17 protein-coding genes are annotated in these 16,058 nt (G+C 41.2%); 15 read left to right on the forward strand and 2 right to left on the reverse strand.

The genetic code is table 11. From position 1 onward, the window contains the following. Nucleotides 1–6: 6 nt before the first annotated feature. The 5 genes from MHI22_RS01640 to MHI22_RS01660 are packed head-to-tail and all read left to right on the forward strand — an operon-like array spanning nucleotide 7 to nucleotide 4,548. Nucleotides 7–1,062, forward strand: coding sequence for an ABC transporter ATP-binding protein (locus MHI22_RS01640; protein WP_080717001.1), 1,056 nt, complete (start codon nucleotides 7–9; stop codon nucleotides 1,060–1,062). Further along, nucleotides 1,052–1,999 carry an ATP-binding cassette domain-containing protein gene (locus MHI22_RS01645; protein WP_340810868.1) on the forward strand — a complete coding sequence of 316 codons (948 nt, stop codon included), beginning with the start codon at nucleotides 1,052–1,054 and terminating at the stop codon, nucleotides 1,997–1,999. The genes MHI22_RS01640 and MHI22_RS01645 overlap by 11 nt, the downstream gene beginning before the upstream one ends. After that, entirely contained in the window at nucleotides 1,996–2,928 is a 933-nt protein-coding gene (locus MHI22_RS01650; protein ID WP_340810869.1) for a S66 peptidase family protein, read from the forward strand. Before MHI22_RS01645 ends, MHI22_RS01650 begins: the two co-directional genes overlap by 4 nt. A 7-nt stretch (nucleotides 2,929–2,935) precedes the next feature. Beyond that, nucleotides 2,936–3,721 (forward strand): serine hydrolase, encoded by a 786-nt coding sequence (locus MHI22_RS01655; protein ID WP_036116855.1) that lies wholly within the window; start codon nucleotides 2,936–2,938, stop codon nucleotides 3,719–3,721. Next, nucleotides 3,718–4,548, forward strand: coding sequence for a C40 family peptidase (locus MHI22_RS01660; protein ID WP_058844947.1), 831 nt, complete (start codon nucleotides 3,718–3,720; stop codon nucleotides 4,546–4,548). The genes MHI22_RS01655 and MHI22_RS01660 overlap by 4 nt, the downstream gene beginning before the upstream one ends. A gap of 607 nt (nucleotides 4,549–5,155) precedes the next feature. Here MHI22_RS01660 and MHI22_RS01665 read toward each other — a convergent pair. Both MHI22_RS01665 and MHI22_RS01670 read right to left on the reverse strand, forming a co-directional pair. After that, nucleotides 5,156–5,914, reverse strand: a complete 759-nt coding sequence (locus tag MHI22_RS01665) for a glucosaminidase domain-containing protein (protein ID WP_036116860.1) — start codon at nucleotides 5,912–5,914, stop codon at nucleotides 5,156–5,158. Nucleotides 5,915–6,080: 166 nt separating this feature from the next. Further along, the gene (locus MHI22_RS01670) at nucleotides 6,081–7,460 is read right to left on the reverse strand and encodes a hypothetical protein (protein ID WP_340810870.1); all 1,380 of its coding nucleotides are present in this window, start codon (nucleotides 7,458–7,460) and stop codon (nucleotides 6,081–6,083) included. 146 nt (nucleotides 7,461–7,606) lie between these two features. On the opposite strand from MHI22_RS01670, the gene MHI22_RS01675 reads away from it, so the two are divergent. The 10 genes from MHI22_RS01675 (at nucleotide 7,607) to MHI22_RS01720 (ending at nucleotide 16,033) form a co-directional block, all read left to right on the forward strand. Next, complete coding sequence (locus tag MHI22_RS01675; protein WP_340810871.1) at nucleotides 7,607–8,665, forward strand: MoxR family ATPase; 1,059 nt, start codon at nucleotides 7,607–7,609, stop codon at nucleotides 8,663–8,665. A 3-nt stretch (nucleotides 8,666–8,668) separates the two neighbouring features. Next, nucleotides 8,669–10,465 carry a vWA domain-containing protein gene (locus MHI22_RS01680; protein WP_340810872.1) on the forward strand — a complete coding sequence of 599 codons (1,797 nt, stop codon included), beginning with the start codon at nucleotides 8,669–8,671 and terminating at the stop codon, nucleotides 10,463–10,465. A gap of 97 nt (nucleotides 10,466–10,562) precedes the next feature. Beyond that, nucleotides 10,563–11,519, forward strand: a complete 957-nt coding sequence (locus MHI22_RS01685; protein WP_036116868.1) for an ABC transporter ATP-binding protein — start codon at nucleotides 10,563–10,565, stop codon at nucleotides 11,517–11,519. Beyond that, entirely contained in the window at nucleotides 11,512–13,029 is a 1,518-nt protein-coding gene (gene opuFB / locus MHI22_RS01690; protein WP_271912987.1) for an osmoprotectant update ABC transporter permease/substrate-binding subunit OpuFB, read from the forward strand. The genes MHI22_RS01685 and opuFB overlap by 8 nt, the downstream gene beginning before the upstream one ends. Nucleotides 13,030–13,106: 77 nt before the next feature. Next, the gene (locus tag MHI22_RS01695) at nucleotides 13,107–13,241 is read left to right on the forward strand and encodes a hypothetical protein (RefSeq protein ID WP_340810873.1); all 135 of its coding nucleotides are present in this window, start codon (nucleotides 13,107–13,109) and stop codon (nucleotides 13,239–13,241) included. Nucleotides 13,242–13,656: 415 nt separating this feature from the next. Then, nucleotides 13,657–13,980: a DMT family transporter gene (locus MHI22_RS01700; RefSeq protein WP_058844942.1), complete on the forward strand. Its 324-nt coding sequence runs from the start codon at nucleotides 13,657–13,659 to the stop codon at nucleotides 13,978–13,980. 12 nt (nucleotides 13,981–13,992) lie between these two features. Continuing rightward, a complete protein-coding gene (locus MHI22_RS01705; RefSeq protein ID WP_036116874.1) occupies nucleotides 13,993–14,343 on the forward strand; it encodes a DMT family transporter in 351 nt (116 codons plus the stop codon). A 148-nt stretch (nucleotides 14,344–14,491) separates the two neighbouring features. Beyond that, the gene (locus MHI22_RS01710) at nucleotides 14,492–14,683 is read left to right on the forward strand and encodes a hypothetical protein (RefSeq protein ID WP_340810874.1); all 192 of its coding nucleotides are present in this window, start codon (nucleotides 14,492–14,494) and stop codon (nucleotides 14,681–14,683) included. Nucleotides 14,684–14,791: 108 nt separating this feature from the next. Beyond that, nucleotides 14,792–15,451: an HAD family hydrolase gene (locus MHI22_RS01715; RefSeq protein WP_089932467.1), complete on the forward strand. Its 660-nt coding sequence runs from the start codon at nucleotides 14,792–14,794 to the stop codon at nucleotides 15,449–15,451. A 150-nt stretch (nucleotides 15,452–15,601) separates the two neighbouring features. Next, a complete protein-coding gene (locus tag MHI22_RS01720) occupies nucleotides 15,602–16,033 on the forward strand; it encodes a hypothetical protein (RefSeq protein WP_036116879.1) in 432 nt (143 codons plus the stop codon). The last annotated feature ends 25 nt before the right edge of the window (nucleotides 16,034–16,058 follow it).

Below are 16,058 nucleotides of genomic sequence, written 5' to 3' on the forward strand. Positions count from 1 at the left end.
AAATAAGTGACATTGAAAAAATCGCGCATATTAGTCATACAAAATTTAATCATTCAGTTTACGCTACGGGGTCGTGTCTTAACAGCTATCCGCGATATTTCACTCGACCTTTACAAGGGAGAAAGCTTAGCCATTGTTGGTGAATCAGGTTCGGGAAAATCGGTGCTGATGAAATCCATTATGGGCTTGCTAGATAAAAATGGCAGCATTCAGCAAGGACGAATCATTTACAATGCACAGGATGTAACTCAGTTTACGACAGAGCAAGAATGGTTGCGTATTCGAGGTAAGGAAATTGCGATGGTAACGCAGGACCCAATGACATCGTTGAATCCGCTCAAAACCATTGGGAAGCAAATTGAGGAATGTGTCGTCATGCATCAAGGCTTAAGAGGCAAGGAAGCCTATGAAGAAACATTAAAGTTGCTAACAGATGTAGGTATTACAGATGTGAAAAAACGCTATAAGCAATACCCACATGAATTTTCGGGAGGCATGCGCCAACGTATTGTCATCGCTATTGCGATTGCCTGTAAACCGAATATTTTAATTTGTGATGAACCAACAACCGCTTTAGATGTGACCATTCAAGCTCAGATATTACAACTATTAAAGAATCTTCAGCAGAAATATGGCTTATCGATTATCTATATTACGCATGATTTAGGCGTTGTTGCAAAGGTGGCTGATCGTATTGCCGTGATGTATGCGGGTGATGTCATTGAGGTCGGGGAAACGCATGAAATTTTCTTTAATAGTAAGCATCCTTATACGTGGGCACTTATTTCCTCCTTACCTCAGCTTGGCTCAAAGGGGGAACAATTATATTCAATTAAGGGCACGCCACCGAATCTTTTTCAGGAAATAAAGGGTGATGCCTTTGCACCACGCAATCCATATGCATTAAAAATTGACTTTGTGGAGCGTCCACCTTTTTTTCAGGTCAGTGACACCCACTATGCGCGCACATGGTTATTAGATCCACTTGCACCAAAAGTAGAGCCGCCAGCCGCTTTACAAGCATTTTTTGTAGAAGGGAGGCAGTATGCTAATGACCGATAAAGAAGTGCTAGTAGAAGTGCAAAATGTATCCGTCGTATTTGGTAAAGGGAAACATAAATTTACAGCGATTGATGATGTCAGCTTTCATATTTTTAAAGGTGAAACATTTGGCATTGTAGGTGAATCAGGATCTGGGAAAACAACGATTGGTCGGGCTATTATGCGCATTAATGAGGTGACAGAAGGACAAATTTTGTATCATGGCAAAAGTATACAGGGCAAAATTTCGAAAGAGTGGGATAGAGAAATTACGCAGAAAATCCAAATGATTTTTCAGGACCCGATGGCCTCTCTCAATGAGCGAGCAAAAGTGGATTATATTATTTCGGAAGGATTATACTCTTCAAAGAAATATAAGGATGAGGCAGACCGTCAGCAAAAGGTTCGCAATGCTTTATTAAATGTAGGCTTGCTGCCAGAGTTCTCTAGCCGCTTTCCTCATGAGTTTTCAGGAGGACAACGCCAGCGTATTGGCATTGCTCGTGCTTTAGTGATGGACCCCGAGTTTATTATTGCAGATGAGCCTATCTCTGCCCTAGATGTGTCCATCCGAGCACAAGTATTGAATTTATTAGCTAGTCTGCAACAGCGTAATCATTTAACGTATTTATTTATTGCCCATGATTTATCAATTGTCCGTTTTATTACCGATCGGACAGCGGTCATTTATAAAGGGAAAATGGTTGAGCTGGCAGACACAGAAAAGCTATTTGCCCATCCGCTGCATCCTTATACAAAGGCACTGTTATCTGCAGTACCAGAGCCGAATCCCTATAAGGAACGAGGGAAAATCGTTGAAGTGTATGATCCGTCACAGCATCGTTATGAGGAAAATCCACCTTCATTTGTTGAAGTAGAGAAAGGTCATTTTATTTTGGCCAATGAAGAGGAACTAACGCATTATCGTACTTCACTGAAAATGGAGGGAAAAACATGATTCGTCCAAAGGCATTGAAAAAAGGTGACACTATTGGTCTTATTAGTGCTTCTGGGGCAACACCACCAGAAAAGCTGCAGCCTGCTATTGCGAGTATTGAGAAGCTAGGGCTCAAGGTGGTCGTTGGGGAGACCTGTCACGCAAGGCATGGTTATTTAGCAGGTGCTGATGATGTGCGGGCGGCAGATGTCCATCGCATGTTTGGTGATCCGACCATTGACGGCATTTTTTGTATACGTGGAGGCTATGGGGCGACGAAGATTTTAGCACAATTAGATTTTGAGCTGATTCGAGCAAATCCTAAAGTATTTGCAGGCTATAGTGATGTGACTGCCTTACATATAGCCTTTCAACAGCTATGTGGCTTTGTTACGTATCATACCCCGATGCCATCCACGGAATTTATTAGACAGGAAATGGACGACTACACATGGCAATCCTTCAGGCAGCAGATTATGGACAATGACAAAACGTCGTTCTACTTAGAAAATCCCTCTAACCAGCCCATGTCAACACTTGTCAGCGGGAATGCTACAGGTCAGCTAATTGGTGGTAATTTAACATTGATTACAGCGTCACTTGGCACACCCTATGAAATTGATACAAGAGGTAAAATTCTGTTTTTAGAAGATGTCGATGAAACGCAACAACGGGTCGATCGTATGTTGACACAATTAAAACTGGCGGGGAAGTTGGATGACGCGGCAGGTATTTTGTTAGGAGCATGGACTAATTGTGGGCCTGAAAATCTGCAAAGGCCAGAGCATAGCTTATCACTACACATGATTTTCCAAGAAATACTAGTGCCTCTAGGTAAGCCAATTATAGCCGAAATGGCATGTGGTCATTGCTTACCAACGATGTCGCTGCCTTTAGGAAGAACGATCTCAATGGATGCGGACAACCAGCGAATCCATGTGATTGAGTAGGTATTATATGGAGCAGATTATTGAAAAAATGGTTCAGGAATCCCCTTACAACGTACATCTATTTGTTCATAATCTCACAACCAATCAATTGCTTACGAGTCATCAGCTAGAGACTGCATTTTCTAGTGCCAGTGTCATAAAAGTTCCAATTCTAATAGCCTTGCTCTCATATATAGAGCATAACAAATTATCACTTGATACTACGCTGCCGATTTCACCAGACGATTGGGTGGGTTTTAGCGTGATAAGTGAGCAACGGCTTACCCAAAGCACTTTATATGACCTTCTTGTATGGATGATTATTACGAGTGATAATACAGCTACGAATGTCTTAATTGATGAAGTAGGGATGAGCTTTTTGAATGACTATTTTCGGCATATTGGGTTACAGGACACGGTGTTACAGCGAAAAATGATGGATGTAGAACGGCTAGCTCAGGGCATAGACAATCGCACGTCAGCACGGGATATGGCGCATCTTTTTACGCGTATCTATCGGCAAGAGCTACTAACAGCCCCTTACAGTCAACTGGTCATTGATATCTTAAGCCGTCAGCGTGTGCACGACTCCTTAAAGCGTTATCTTGTGGAGGATGTGAAGCTGGCACATAAAACAGGCGGGCTTGATACGGTCGATCATGATGTCGGGATTGTTTATAGTAGCACAATCGATTATAGTATCGGTGTTTTTATGACAAACGTGATGGATAATGAGCAGGCTCGCCAACTAATCGGTCGTCTATCAAAGGTTGTTTATGCGCAGTTGGTGGAGGGAAAGGAGGGACACAGTTGAAGGCTATCGTGACAGCAATGGTTGCCAATTTACAGGCCAAGCCAGATGCAGCTTCTGAATTAGTCGATGAGGTACTTTATGGGATGACAGTAGATATTGTCAAAGAGGTGAATGAAGCTTGGGTATATGTCCAAACAGCCTATCGCTATGAAGGCTATTGTCAGAAGACAGATTTACTGTTAGATGCAGCAATCGCCTCCACGTGGCAACGGGAAGCACAGCATGTCATTCGTCAAAGCTTTGCAGATGTTTTGCAGCAACCACGTATCCAAAGTACCAAACGACTCACGCTTGTAAAGGGCTCGTTCGTCAAAGTCATGTCTTTAAAGGATGTACCAGAAGAATGGTCGGCCATTCAACTCGTATCGGGACAAACAGGATATGTTCGGACAAAATGGCTGCAGCCGAAAATTTCAGTTCAGGCATTATCGGAGGCACAGTTTCGAGAAAACGTTGTGGAAACGGCACTTAGCTATTTAACAGCACCCTATCGATGGGGTGGTAAATCGCCTTTAGGGATTGATTGCTCTGGCTTATGTTCAATGGCCTATCTGTTCAATGGCGTTTATATTTTTCGAGATGCCAAAATAGTAGAGGGCTTTCCGATTGTCAAAATAGACCAAGACCAGATGCAAAAGGGTGATTTAATCTATTTCCCTGGTCATATTGCTTTATATATGGGCGATCAGCTTTATATCCACTCATCACTAGGAGGCAATGAAGTGACCATTAATAGTCTAGATGAAAAACATCCGCTCTTTCGACAGGATTTAGCTACGACGATAGTAGCAGTAGGTACTTTTTTTCAGGAGAAGCCAAATATTTAGGCTTCTCTTTGAGTTTTTATAAGAGAAAAATCGATGGCATGTCTGTCCAATCAACAATGAGATTTAAGTCGATCCAGTTTTTTTAAGGACATCCCAATTTTGGTGATAACTAATGTACTAACATTCACAAGCAGTAACGCTATTAGCTGCCACACACCGATAAAAAAAGTAATCATACATAAATCAAAGGCTGCTTCACCTGGGGGGCATGTCTGGATAGGGCTCTAATTGCCAATAATGCAACACAAAATAACAGGCTAAAGCTGTTCCTTGACCGACATAGATAAAGATCCAATGGATAGAGGATGCTATTTTGAGTCGACAACACCAAAGCGCTAAATTTAGCAAAAGGATAAGTAGCGGAAACAGCAACAGTTGAAACATACTTTCAGCTATGGTCGTAATGAAAAATAGGTTATAGCTTAGCTGCATGACTGGCAAAAGGATTAAGTTGACGGTGATAACACTGAGCAGTTGTATGCGCGTCATGATATGTCTACCCTTTCCGTATTTTTACATAAAGACGTTTTGACAAAAGAAAGGGTTTCGTCCACTATAAGAAACCCTCCATACGCTTGTTTGTTGGCTGAGTACGGAGGGTTTTGGATTAATAATGATAGATATTAAGTTGTTGGCCTGCTTCAAGGCGATCTGATCGCAGCTGATTCCATTGTTTAATTGATGTCACCTTTACATTATAGACCTCTGCAATCTTCATAAGTGAATCCCCATCAGCCACCGTAATCGTTTTCTTATCTTTCACAGGGGTGTCATATTGTTGTAGATCATATTTTGCAATTAGTGCATTTAATTTTTCACTGTATGATGAATCAGTAGCATAGGAGCCTGTTAAAAACGCCGTCGCATCTGTATAGACTTTTGTGTTGCTTTTGAAAACGCCCGCGTAAAAATCCTTGTTCCATGAAACGCCATTACGCATTAACTTTACATAATCTTGCATGGATGCCTCATAGGAAGGGTATTTGCGGAAGGCAGCCATGATTGTGGAAAGATTACCAGAACCATCATCCTCTGATGTTTCGAGTGTTACGGAATCATTTTGGTAGCTGCCTTTCATACCAAATAAATTATAATTGGGTGCAGAACCTAGTCCACTTTGACCATGCTCACTTTCTAGAATCGCTTGGGCAATCATGACGGATGCGTATAGGTCATTATCAGCACCAAGGTCCCGAGCAGTTTCGGCGATTTCACCAATAAACTCCTCCACACTTGGGCCATTATCAATGACGACAGGCTCTTCTCTGTCAGTCGTATTCAATAACTGTGTTACCATATAAAACGAAATACAAATAACAACAATGGTAATCATAAGTCCTTTAAAAAAGTTTAGCACGTATTTCATTGTAGCTGGATGTTGGTCGTGACCACATCTCCCTCCCTTCTATTAAAAGTTTAGCTATCTCTCATTATTACAGAGAGTTTAAAAGAAATAAAGAGCAGTCTAAATAAATAGATTTCATCATTAATAGAACGCTACCAGTGCTAATTAGTTCCTCGTTATTGCTCACTTATACTTTAAAATTTTGGGACATAAATTGTTTGAATCTCTCAAAATATTGCTCGGAGGCTTCCCATTGTCTAGTGTTCAAATAAGATAGCTCTTGAAGACCATAATAATGAGGAGGCTGATAATAACGGGAAACATAGGAGTGATTTTCAAGTGTATAAAAATAATACGCTTCGTCAGGCGTCTGAATTTCAATGCGAGCATGTATCCTATCACCATCCTCATCCAGATAGGCTTGACGGAAACTATAGCATTTGGAACCATCCCAGAAACCATCATGGTCTTCTTCTAATTCTTGGATTGCTGACTGCTGGAAAATTTGTCGTACATATTGTATCTCGATAGTATGCAAGTAAAGCTCTGCTACATTGATGCACGTTAAAAGCATGAGCCAGTGATCGTGAATATCCACTAAATGCGCCTGCGATGATTCTGTAATATCCCACCATTCAGCTTCTTCCTCTAGTGTTTTTCTCAAGAGGGAGACGGATTGATCCTCATTAAGCCAAATAAAATAGTGATACTGAGAAGTCTTCATATAAACACTATCATTGCGTTTGTCTCCATCAGCATTGGTATGTGCGCGCTGGATCATGAAATAAACATCCTGTTCCGTCAAATCAAAAGAAGGCTTGTCTGGTGTCATCAAAATACATGTAGTCAGTTTCAGTATGTTTTCCGCATTAATCGAATGGTGCGTGAAATAAACAGAAGATGCTATCGTCCTTTGAGGAACGCTTGTAAAATGAGTGAGTGCGGAACGTTCTTCTTTAAAAATTTGCACCAGTGAAGCGAATGAAAAGCCGACCTCATCCTCATCTTCATCCTCGTCTAAAAATACTTCATCGATTAATATGTCCTGAATACGAATGGGGAGTTCTTGAAAAATACCGTCTCCGTGCCAAATATTTACGATACACTGAAGCGACCTCTGGCCATTTACATTGATGCGATACTCGTCATCCTGAACTAATGTTGCTGCTTGAAGATTGCCGTTAACAATAGCTTCTCCATGATTGTATGAGCCACATAAAATATTCTCGACCGTCAGATTTCCATGTACATAGATTTCCTGACCACCGACCGCTATATTTTTAGCCATTAAATTGCCCATCACCATCAGCCCAATTGCACCATCTGTTTCTAAATTGTATAGGTTGTCAACGGTTAAATGGCCATTGATGAAAATAAGAATGGTCTTATCTTGCTGTGGAAAAGGCATACCCCAATCCAAATCAAGAGAGGGAAGTGTCAAATCGCCCTCATAGTACGCTACTAGATCATCCTCACTAAAATCCTTGTAAAACTTTGCCCACCAAGAGTCTGCTGGAAATCTTTCAGCTAGTTGGGAAATCGCCATGAATTGATAGACATTGTGCATACGTCACGACCTCTCTATTGCTATTTTTTTTATCTTCTCACAGCGAGTAATTGGCAGTCAATTTCATAGATTGGTAGAGACAAGCACAATTTAATAGAAAATGGTATTATGAACCTTTAAAATGATTAGTTGAAAGGAAGTTTTGATTGAATACGATTTTTAGTGTTACACAAAAACAACTATACGATTTTCTACTGAATGTAGCGACGATACGACCTGTCTTTATTTGGGGAGCGCCTGGCATAGGGAAATCAGCGATTGTTGAAAATTTTGCTAGCGAATTAGGCTTGCCCTGTGTTTCGTTATTGGGCAGTCAGCTAGCACCCGAGGATATCATTGGCGTTCCGCAAATTAAGGATGGCTACAGTGTTTTTTGTCCACCCAAAATGATTGCGCGCAATGAGCCTTATTGCCTTTTTTTAGATGAATTAAATGCTTGCTCACAGGAAGTACAAAAAGCTTTTTATAGTCTCATTCATGAACGCAGAATTGGAGAGTTTACGTTGCCAGAGGGCACGATTGTCATTGGCGCAGGCAATCGTGCTCAGGATAATGCGATTGTTAAACCGATGTCCTCAGCATTAATCAATCGTATGGTCCATGTTCAGCTAAGGGCATCGCACAAAGATTGGCTTGAATGGGCCTATGCACATGAAATACATCCCTATGTGATTGAGTATATTCAAATGCGTCCCGACCATTTATGGAGCGAACCGCCGAAAACAGAGGAACCATTCTCTACACCACGTTCATGGCATATGCTAAGTGATTGCTTGTATGCATACGGCAATAGCTTGCCAGAACAAACAATCGATCTATTAGCAAGCAGCTGCCTATCTGCACATATTGCCAGTCAATTTAAAGCCTTTATCAAACAAGTGCAAAGTAAATATGATCTAGCCAAAATTATCAATGGTGAATTGCGTTGGCCAGATCAACCGGAAGAAAGAGATTTGCTTTATTTCATGGCGCAATCCTTCCGTGCGCAGTTACTGAAGGAGCTTCCAAACGAGCATACGACATTGAAGGGGAATCAACGACAATTAGCCTTTCGTGCCAAAGATTTGATCAAGGACTTAGCGTCCATTAGCTTAGAAATTGCACAGATGGTTGTGTCAGAGCAAAAGGGTGAAGCTTTACCCGCTTGGTTTATGCTGGAGGTTATTCGGGATTTACCACGTTTAGTAGCCAAAAAGGACGGTTAACATATGGCCAAAAAAAAGAAAGCATCACAGCAGGAGCAGAAAAATGAGAAAGCGATCGCGCGTGGGCATGAGATTGTCAGTACACATCCCTTGTTCGAGGCGTTATGTCATGCTGTGTACATGCAATATGAAAGTATGTCACAAAAGGATTGGGCTTACGTCACAAGCGCGGGTGTCATCTGTGTTAATCAAGATAAAAAAGGACAGCCCAACGAATGGGCCTATGTCATAGCGCATTGTTTGCTACACCTTGGCTTACATCATCATCAACCAAAAGAGCAGCAGGAACTGTGGAATATCGCCTGTGACTGCTATATTACAAAGTTTTTAGCAGAGCTAAAATTTGGTCAAGCACCTAAAGAAATGAGTAATCCGCTTTTTGAAGCTTTTAGCTCGGAGGAAAAATTGTATGACAGATTTTTACGCGAAGGTGTGCCAGACGATTTGAAAGGTTATAGTACAATGCCAGGACAAGTGGACTTTATTATTTCACAAAATAAAACGAATGTTCTTTATAGAGGCGTTAGCAATTACGCTGCTTTATTTGCAGAAGGTTTATCGAAAGCAGTGCAAAGCGCCATTCGTGTAGCAGGTGGGGTAGAAAACACATTTGGAGGAACAACGAGGGTAACACAAGCACAACGCGCAAAGGCTTGGTTTATGAGCTCATATCCCTTATTTGGTGCTTTAGCTGCGGATTTTACGATAATTGAAGACCCACTTGTTTGTACAAGAATGGATATCTCTGTTGCCGCCATCGCAGTGGAAACGAAGGAGATTTATTTGAATACGGCTGTAGGGATGACCGATGAGGAAATGCGCTTTTTAATGGCACACGAACTGCTGCATGCGGGATTAAGCCATGCTACGCGCAGACAAGGACGTGATCCCTATCTATGGAATGTTGCTTGTGATTATGTCATCAATGGCTGGCTCATCGATATGAAAATTGGCGAGATGCCAGCATTTGGTGGGCTATATGATCCAGCCTTAAAAGGGCTCTCGGCAGAATCTATTTATGATCGCATTGTTACGGATATCAGGATGTATCGCAAATTAAGAACCTTTCGAGGGCAAGGCACCGTAGATATGATTGAAACGAACCCACCAGACTTTTGGGAAGGTAAGGCAGGTGTGGATTTGGATGCTTTTTATAGAAGAGCATTGAGTCAAGGATTAAGCTATCATATGGCACAGGAGAGAGGATACTTACCACAAGGACTCATTGAGGAAATTCGTAGTCTAGCACAGCCACCTATTGCTTGGGATGTGGCCTTAGCCAAATGGTTTGATCGGATGTTTCAACCGATAGAGAAAGTGAGAACATATGCCCGTCCAAGTAGAAGGCAAGCATCGACACCTGATATAGCTAGACCAAGATGGGTTCATCAAAGCGGAGAGGAAGATGGGCGTACTTTCGCAGTCCTTATTGATACCTCAGGCTCTATGGATCGTCTCTTACTAGGAAAAGCACTCGGCACAATCGCGAGCTATAGTATTGCCAGAGATGTTCCCCTTGTACGAGTGATATTTTGTGATGCCGTTGCCTATGATGCAGGCTATCTAGCACCTGAAGAGCTATTGTCTAAAGTGAAAGTAAGAGGCAGAGGAGGCACCGTGCTACAGCCTGGTGTCCGTTTACTAGAAGAAGCGCAGGATTTTCCAAAGGATGGTCCTATCCTTATTATTACGGATGGTCAATGTGATCGTTTAACCATAAAAAGAGAGCACGCCTTCGTATTGCCACAAGGGGCCAAGCTACCGTTTGTGCCAAAAGGCGAAGTATTTAGAATGAAATAGTCAAACCTACCTGCACATGTTTGAAAGAACTGTTGTTGGTGAAATATAGAAGTGAACTTATTCTCATTTCATTCGCAAATTTAAAAGGAGATGACAGATGATTACATTTGACAATGTCTCAAAAAAATATGATAACGACCATACAGCTGTCAAAGCTCTAAATGTCGAAATTAAAAAGGGTGAATTTTTTGTCATTATCGGCCCTAGTGGATGTGGCAAAACTACTTTATTGAAGATGATTAATCGATTAATTCCATTAACAGAAGGAACGATTTGGATCAATGGTAAAAGAATCAGTGACTATAATATCCATGAGTTACGTTGGAGTATCGGTTATGTATTACAGCAGATCGCCCTGTTTCCACATATGACGATTGAAGAAAATATTGCGATTGTGCCAGAATTGAAACATTGGCATAAAACAAAAATTCAAAAGCGTGTGGAGGAACTGCTGGAGATGGTTGGGCTTGAACCAGAAAAATATCGCCAGCGTAAGCCACAGGAGTTATCAGGTGGCGAACAACAAAGAGTGGGCGTTATTCGTGCCTTAGCGGCTGACCCATCGATTATCTTAATGGATGAGCCGTTCAGTGCCTTAGACCCCATCAGTCGTACAAAACTCCAGGATGATTTACTGGAGATGCAACGTACGATAAGGAAAACCATTGTATTTGTCTCACATGATATGCAGGAGGCACTGAAGTTAGGGGATCGCCTCTGTATTATGAAAGATGGCGAAATTGTCCAAATAGGTACGCCACAAGAATTGATACAAAACCCTGCCAATGACTTTGTACAACAGTTTATTGGTAGCAAGCATCAGGTAGAGCATGCGTTTACTATCCATGCCATCATGCAACCAATCATGACAACAAGCGAGTTCCAAGATACGATACTTGTGGATGCTTCACTTGCGACAATTTTTGACAAGCTAGCCCAGCATGACTTATTAGGTGTCGAGGAGGATGGCAAGCTCATCGGTATGGTGACAAGAGCCTCTATGCTGCACTATTTAGCAAAGGATTCAAAGGAAAGAGGTCTTGCGCATGACTAATGTGATGGAGATGTTTCAAGAACGGAAGGCACAACTGCTAGCGGCATTGCTAGAACATATCCAACTATCCTTCATCGCTTTATTTTTTGCTGTTCTCATTGCCATTCCTCTAGGTATCTATTTAACCAATAAAAAGAAAATAGCTGAAAGTATCATTGGCATCAGTGCCGTTTTGCAAACGATCCCTTCATTAGCTTTACTGGGCTTATTAATACCTCTATTTGGCATTGGGAAAGTTCCCGCCATTATTGCGTTAGTCGTCTATGCGCTATTGCCTATTTTGCGAAACACCTATACGGGCATTAATGAAGTCGATCCATCATTAAAGGAAGCGGCATTAGCCATGGGGATGAATAGAACGAAGCGTTTATTGAAAGTAGAATTACCACTGGCCATGCCTGTCATGATGGCAGGTATCCGAACAGCGATGGTGTTAATTGTGGGGACCGCCACATTAGCTGCTTTAATTGGAGCTGGAGGATTAGGAGACATCATTTTACTTGGAATTGACCGTAATAATACAGCCCTCATTTTAATAGGAGCTATACCGGCAGCCATGTTAGCATTGATTTTTGATGTGTTGCTCAAAAAATTAGAATCCCTGTCCTTTAAAAAAACATTGACTACATTGAGTCTCGTTAGTTTGACGGCATTCATCATTATTTTCTTCCCGCTATTTAGTAATAAACCACAAGATGAAATCGTGATAGCAGGAAAGCTAGGCTCTGAACCTGAGATACTCATCAATATGTATAAATTATTGATTGAACAGGAAACGGACTTAACTGTGCAACTAAAGCCAGGGCTTGGTAAAACCTCGTTTGTATTCAATGCGTTAAAATCGGGGAGTATTGATATTTACCCTGAATTTACGGGCACAGCTATTACGGAATTTTTAAAAGAGGAAGCGATCAATCATAACCAAGCCGATGTCTACCATCAGGCAAAAGATGGCATGCTGGCGCAATTTGATATGGTCATGCTAAGCCCCATGAACTATAACAATACGTATGCATTGGCCGTATCACAGGATTTGGCGGAGACGTATCAATTGCAAAAAATTTCTGATCTGCAAGCGATAGAGCAGAAGGTGAAGGCAGGCTTTACATTAGAATTTAATGACCGTGAAGATGGCTATGTTGGCATTCAAAAACGTTATGGGATTGTGTTTCCAACACTTGCAACGATGGAGCCAAAGCTTCGCTATCAGGCGATACAATCGGGCGATATCAATTTACTGGATGCCTATTCAACGGATAGTGAAATTCGTCAATACAAGCTACATGTATTGGAGGACGATCAAGCATTGTTTCCACCCTATCAAGGAGCACCATTACTAAGAAAAGAAACGCTAACAAACTATCCAGAGATTGAAAAGGCATTAAATCAACTAGCAAACCACATTACAGACGATGAAATGCGAGAAATGAATTATCAAGTAAATGTGGAAGGAAAGCTCGCAGCAGACGTAGCAAAAGCATTTTTAGTAGAGACAGGATTATTAAAATAAAAGCCAGGCCCTCTAGCATTAGAGGGTTTTATTTTTATCGATAATTATTGATAGGGATAAAAAAGGAAGGAAAGGGGATGCTGATTTTTGGCTTGACGATGCTTGCGATTCTTTTGGTAGGAACAATGAAGGTATCAGAACAATTAGTAGCCAAGGGGAGTATGGCGGCTTCTATTCATTTTAAAGGGTTGGAAATGCTGTTGTCCGATTAGGTAGGCAAGGATATGCATTATGCAAAAAAGATGTCATGACCCTTTTATTTACTGCTACAATATACATAGCTATTGTCTTATTGATTGTTGTCTAATTTACAAAAGGTATCCTATTTTCGTTAGCTAATAGTGAAAATGGAAATAATTTCATGCTGTGTGATCGTGTTGAGCTTGATAGCTAATGCATTCCATACCTATTTCCCCTATCTGATGATGCAACAGCTTAGGAAGTGAGAACATGACCATAATGATTCGCTTAGATTGTATGCAAGCGGATCGTAAAATGCAGCTAGGTGATGGTCAATCTCTCTAATTTAAAAACGGGTAAGGTAATACGATTGGTAAAGCGCAATCTATTGGAGTATGTTGAGGAAGAAGATGACAGATAGAAGTGAACTAGAAAGGATTTTCAAGAATGATGGTTTTTAGTTTTTTATTGATCGCCATTGTAGCAGAGGTTTTTGCAAGCTCCATGCTAAAGCGCACAGAAGGTTTCACGCGCATTTGGCCATCTGTTGGTGTGGTGGTTGGCTACGCAGCGGCATTTTATTGTTTAGCCTTGACATTACAGGTTATCCCTATCGGCACAGCCTATGCCATATGGGCAGGTTTAGGGACAGCGTTAACGGCTATTGTCGGGGTTGTCCTTTATAAGGAACAATTTAATCGCAAGAAGGTCATAGGGATACTATGTATTATTTTGGGTGTCGTAGTACTCAATCTTGCAGGTGGACATTAGGAGGCGAACAGCATGAAGGGCTATTTATTTTTAACATTATCGATTATAAGTGAGGTTTTTGCGACAACTATGCTCAAGCTTTCTGAAGGCTTCACCGTGCTGGGTCCCTCTTTAGCGGTGGCACTTGGCTATGGTATTTCATTTTATAGCTTATCCTTATGCCTAAAAACATTGCCATTAAGCCTAGCCTACGCTATTTGGTCAGGTGTTGGGACAGCTTTAACCGTTCTCGTAGGTATGATTATTTGGCACGACATGTTTAATCTCTACTCGGCACTTGGCATAGCCCTCATAATCGGCGGCGTGATTTTGTTAAATCAAGGGGATAAACGTGACAAGGTGATGGATAGTTTGCAGGAGTAGGTGGATAGAGTTATCAAAGTACTGGATAGCAGGAAAAGAAGGATAGAGTTGCAAAAAAGGTGGATAGAACAGCGAAAGCGGTGGATAGAAATGCAAAAGTAATGGATAGAACAACAAAAGTGATGGATAGAGTTATAAAAGTACCAGATTGAAGGAAAAGAAGGATAGAACAGCAAAAGCGGTGGATAGAAATACAAAAGCAACGGATAGAAATACAAAAGCAACGGATAGAAATACAAAAGCAACGGATAGAACAACAAAAGTGATGGATAGAGTTATCAAAGTACTGGATAGCAGGAAAAGAAGGATAGAGTTGCAAAAAAGGTGGATAGAACAGTGAAAGCGGTAGATAGAAATGCAAAAGCAACGGATAGAACAGTAAAAGCAGAGGATAACATGCTGTATAGAAGTACGATAGCGTTGGATTAGTTCAAAGGGGGAAAGTAGGATGTTGAAAGCGATTGTTTTTGATTTTGATGGTACGATTATTGATACAGAAACCGCGTGGTATACCGTTTTCAAGGAGGCCTATGCTCATTATGGTGTTGCGTTATCGTTGGAAATGTATGCAAAATGCCTTGGTACAAATCTTCAAGCCTTTAATCCTTATACATATCTTGTTACACATCATCACATCAAATTGGATGTGGAGGCATTTCGAGCATCTATTCAACAAAGTCATGCACAATTAATGGAAAAGGAAACGCTCAGACCGGGTATATTAACACTGCTGCAGCAAGCAAAGGAAGCGAGTTTACAAATTGGTCTTGCTAGTAGCTCGAGTCGTCAATGGATTGATCAGTATGTTGATAAGCTTGGCATTCAAGATTTTTTTGATTGCTATTGTACCGCGGACACCGTGACAAATGTTAAGCCTGATCCAGAGCTATACTTGCAGGCGCTTAAACAATTAGGTGTAAAGGGCAAGGAAGCGATAGCGATTGAGGATTCACCGAATGGCGCACAAGCAGCTGTGGCGGCGGGCCTTTATACAGTGGTTATCCCAAATGCTATTACGAAGCAATTACCATTCGGCACAGGGCATCATACAATGGATACATTAGAACCGAATAATGTGCAAGAACTGCTGACATGTTTCTCTCAATGATCTCATGAAGAAAGCCTCTCCATTCTATGGTAGAGGTTTTTTTAGTTTCTGTGTGAAAAAGTCGTCATATTTTTTGTCGCTACATATTATAACGAGAGGGCAACTTACATGGACCAACAGACATATACAAACTAGAGAGGGGGCTACAATTTGAACAGTGAGAAGAAAAGAAATCACTTTTTATGCGAAGCTTTAAGTGATTTGAAGGATCTTCAGGATATTATGATGAATTTTCATTCTAAATATTTCGGTCAGCTACTTGTCAAAATAGTCGGTAGTGATACGATTCCATTTTTTTTAATTACACATAGTGGCGCTCATTTAAGGTTAATGGATACAGTGAAACAATTTGAAACGGAGTATTTCCGTATCGAGGCGATTGATAAAGAGCGTTGCCGTGGCACAGTGTCGTTGTTGCGCGCTTTTGATTATGAAGGAAATGATACCAATTCGATTGCTGACGTAGTGAGGTTAGAAAAAACAAGTACGCACAAATCGATTGAACTTAGTGGGATATCGGCGATTCAGCTCTTAAAGCCAGACATGTTGAAGGGGAAATTTATCATTGAGCCTAAATGGTAGCGCCATATTAAACTACTAAAGCTAG

The organism is Lysinibacillus sp. FSL L8-0312, from assembly GCF_038003285.1.
GTDB lineage: Bacteria > Bacillota > Bacilli > Bacillales_A > Planococcaceae > Lysinibacillus > Lysinibacillus fusiformis_D.

Bases quoted from the DNA above. Each gene is read 5' to 3' on its own strand.
- MHI22_RS01645 (WP_340810868.1), top strand. From the start codon at position 1,052: ATGACCGATAAAGAAGTGCTAGTAGAAGTGCAAAATGTATCCGTCGTA.
- MHI22_RS01650 (WP_340810869.1), top strand. From the start codon at position 1,996: ATGATTCGTCCAAAGGCATTGAAAAAAGGTGACACTATTGGTCTTATT.
- MHI22_RS01655 (WP_036116855.1), top strand. From the start codon at position 2,936: ATGGAGCAGATTATTGAAAAAATGGTTCAGGAATCCCCTTACAACGTA.
- MHI22_RS01665 (WP_036116860.1), bottom strand. From the start codon at position 5,914: ATGAAATACGTGCTAAACTTTTTTAAAGGACTTATGATTACCATTGTT.
- MHI22_RS01670 (WP_340810870.1), bottom strand. From the start codon at position 7,460: ATGCACAATGTCTATCAATTCATGGCGATTTCCCAACTAGCTGAAAGA.
- MHI22_RS01680 (WP_340810872.1), top strand. From the start codon at position 8,669: ATGGCCAAAAAAAAGAAAGCATCACAGCAGGAGCAGAAAAATGAGAAA.
- MHI22_RS01685 (WP_036116868.1), top strand. From the start codon at position 10,563: ATGATTACATTTGACAATGTCTCAAAAAAATATGATAACGACCATACA.
- opuFB (WP_271912987.1), top strand. From the start codon at position 11,512: ATGACTAATGTGATGGAGATGTTTCAAGAACGGAAGGCACAACTGCTA.
- MHI22_RS01695 (WP_340810873.1), top strand. From the start codon at position 13,107: ATGCTGATTTTTGGCTTGACGATGCTTGCGATTCTTTTGGTAGGAACA.
- MHI22_RS01700 (WP_058844942.1), top strand. From the start codon at position 13,657: ATGATGGTTTTTAGTTTTTTATTGATCGCCATTGTAGCAGAGGTTTTT.
- MHI22_RS01705 (WP_036116874.1), top strand. From the start codon at position 13,993: ATGAAGGGCTATTTATTTTTAACATTATCGATTATAAGTGAGGTTTTT.
- MHI22_RS01715 (WP_089932467.1), top strand. From the start codon at position 14,792: ATGTTGAAAGCGATTGTTTTTGATTTTGATGGTACGATTATTGATACA.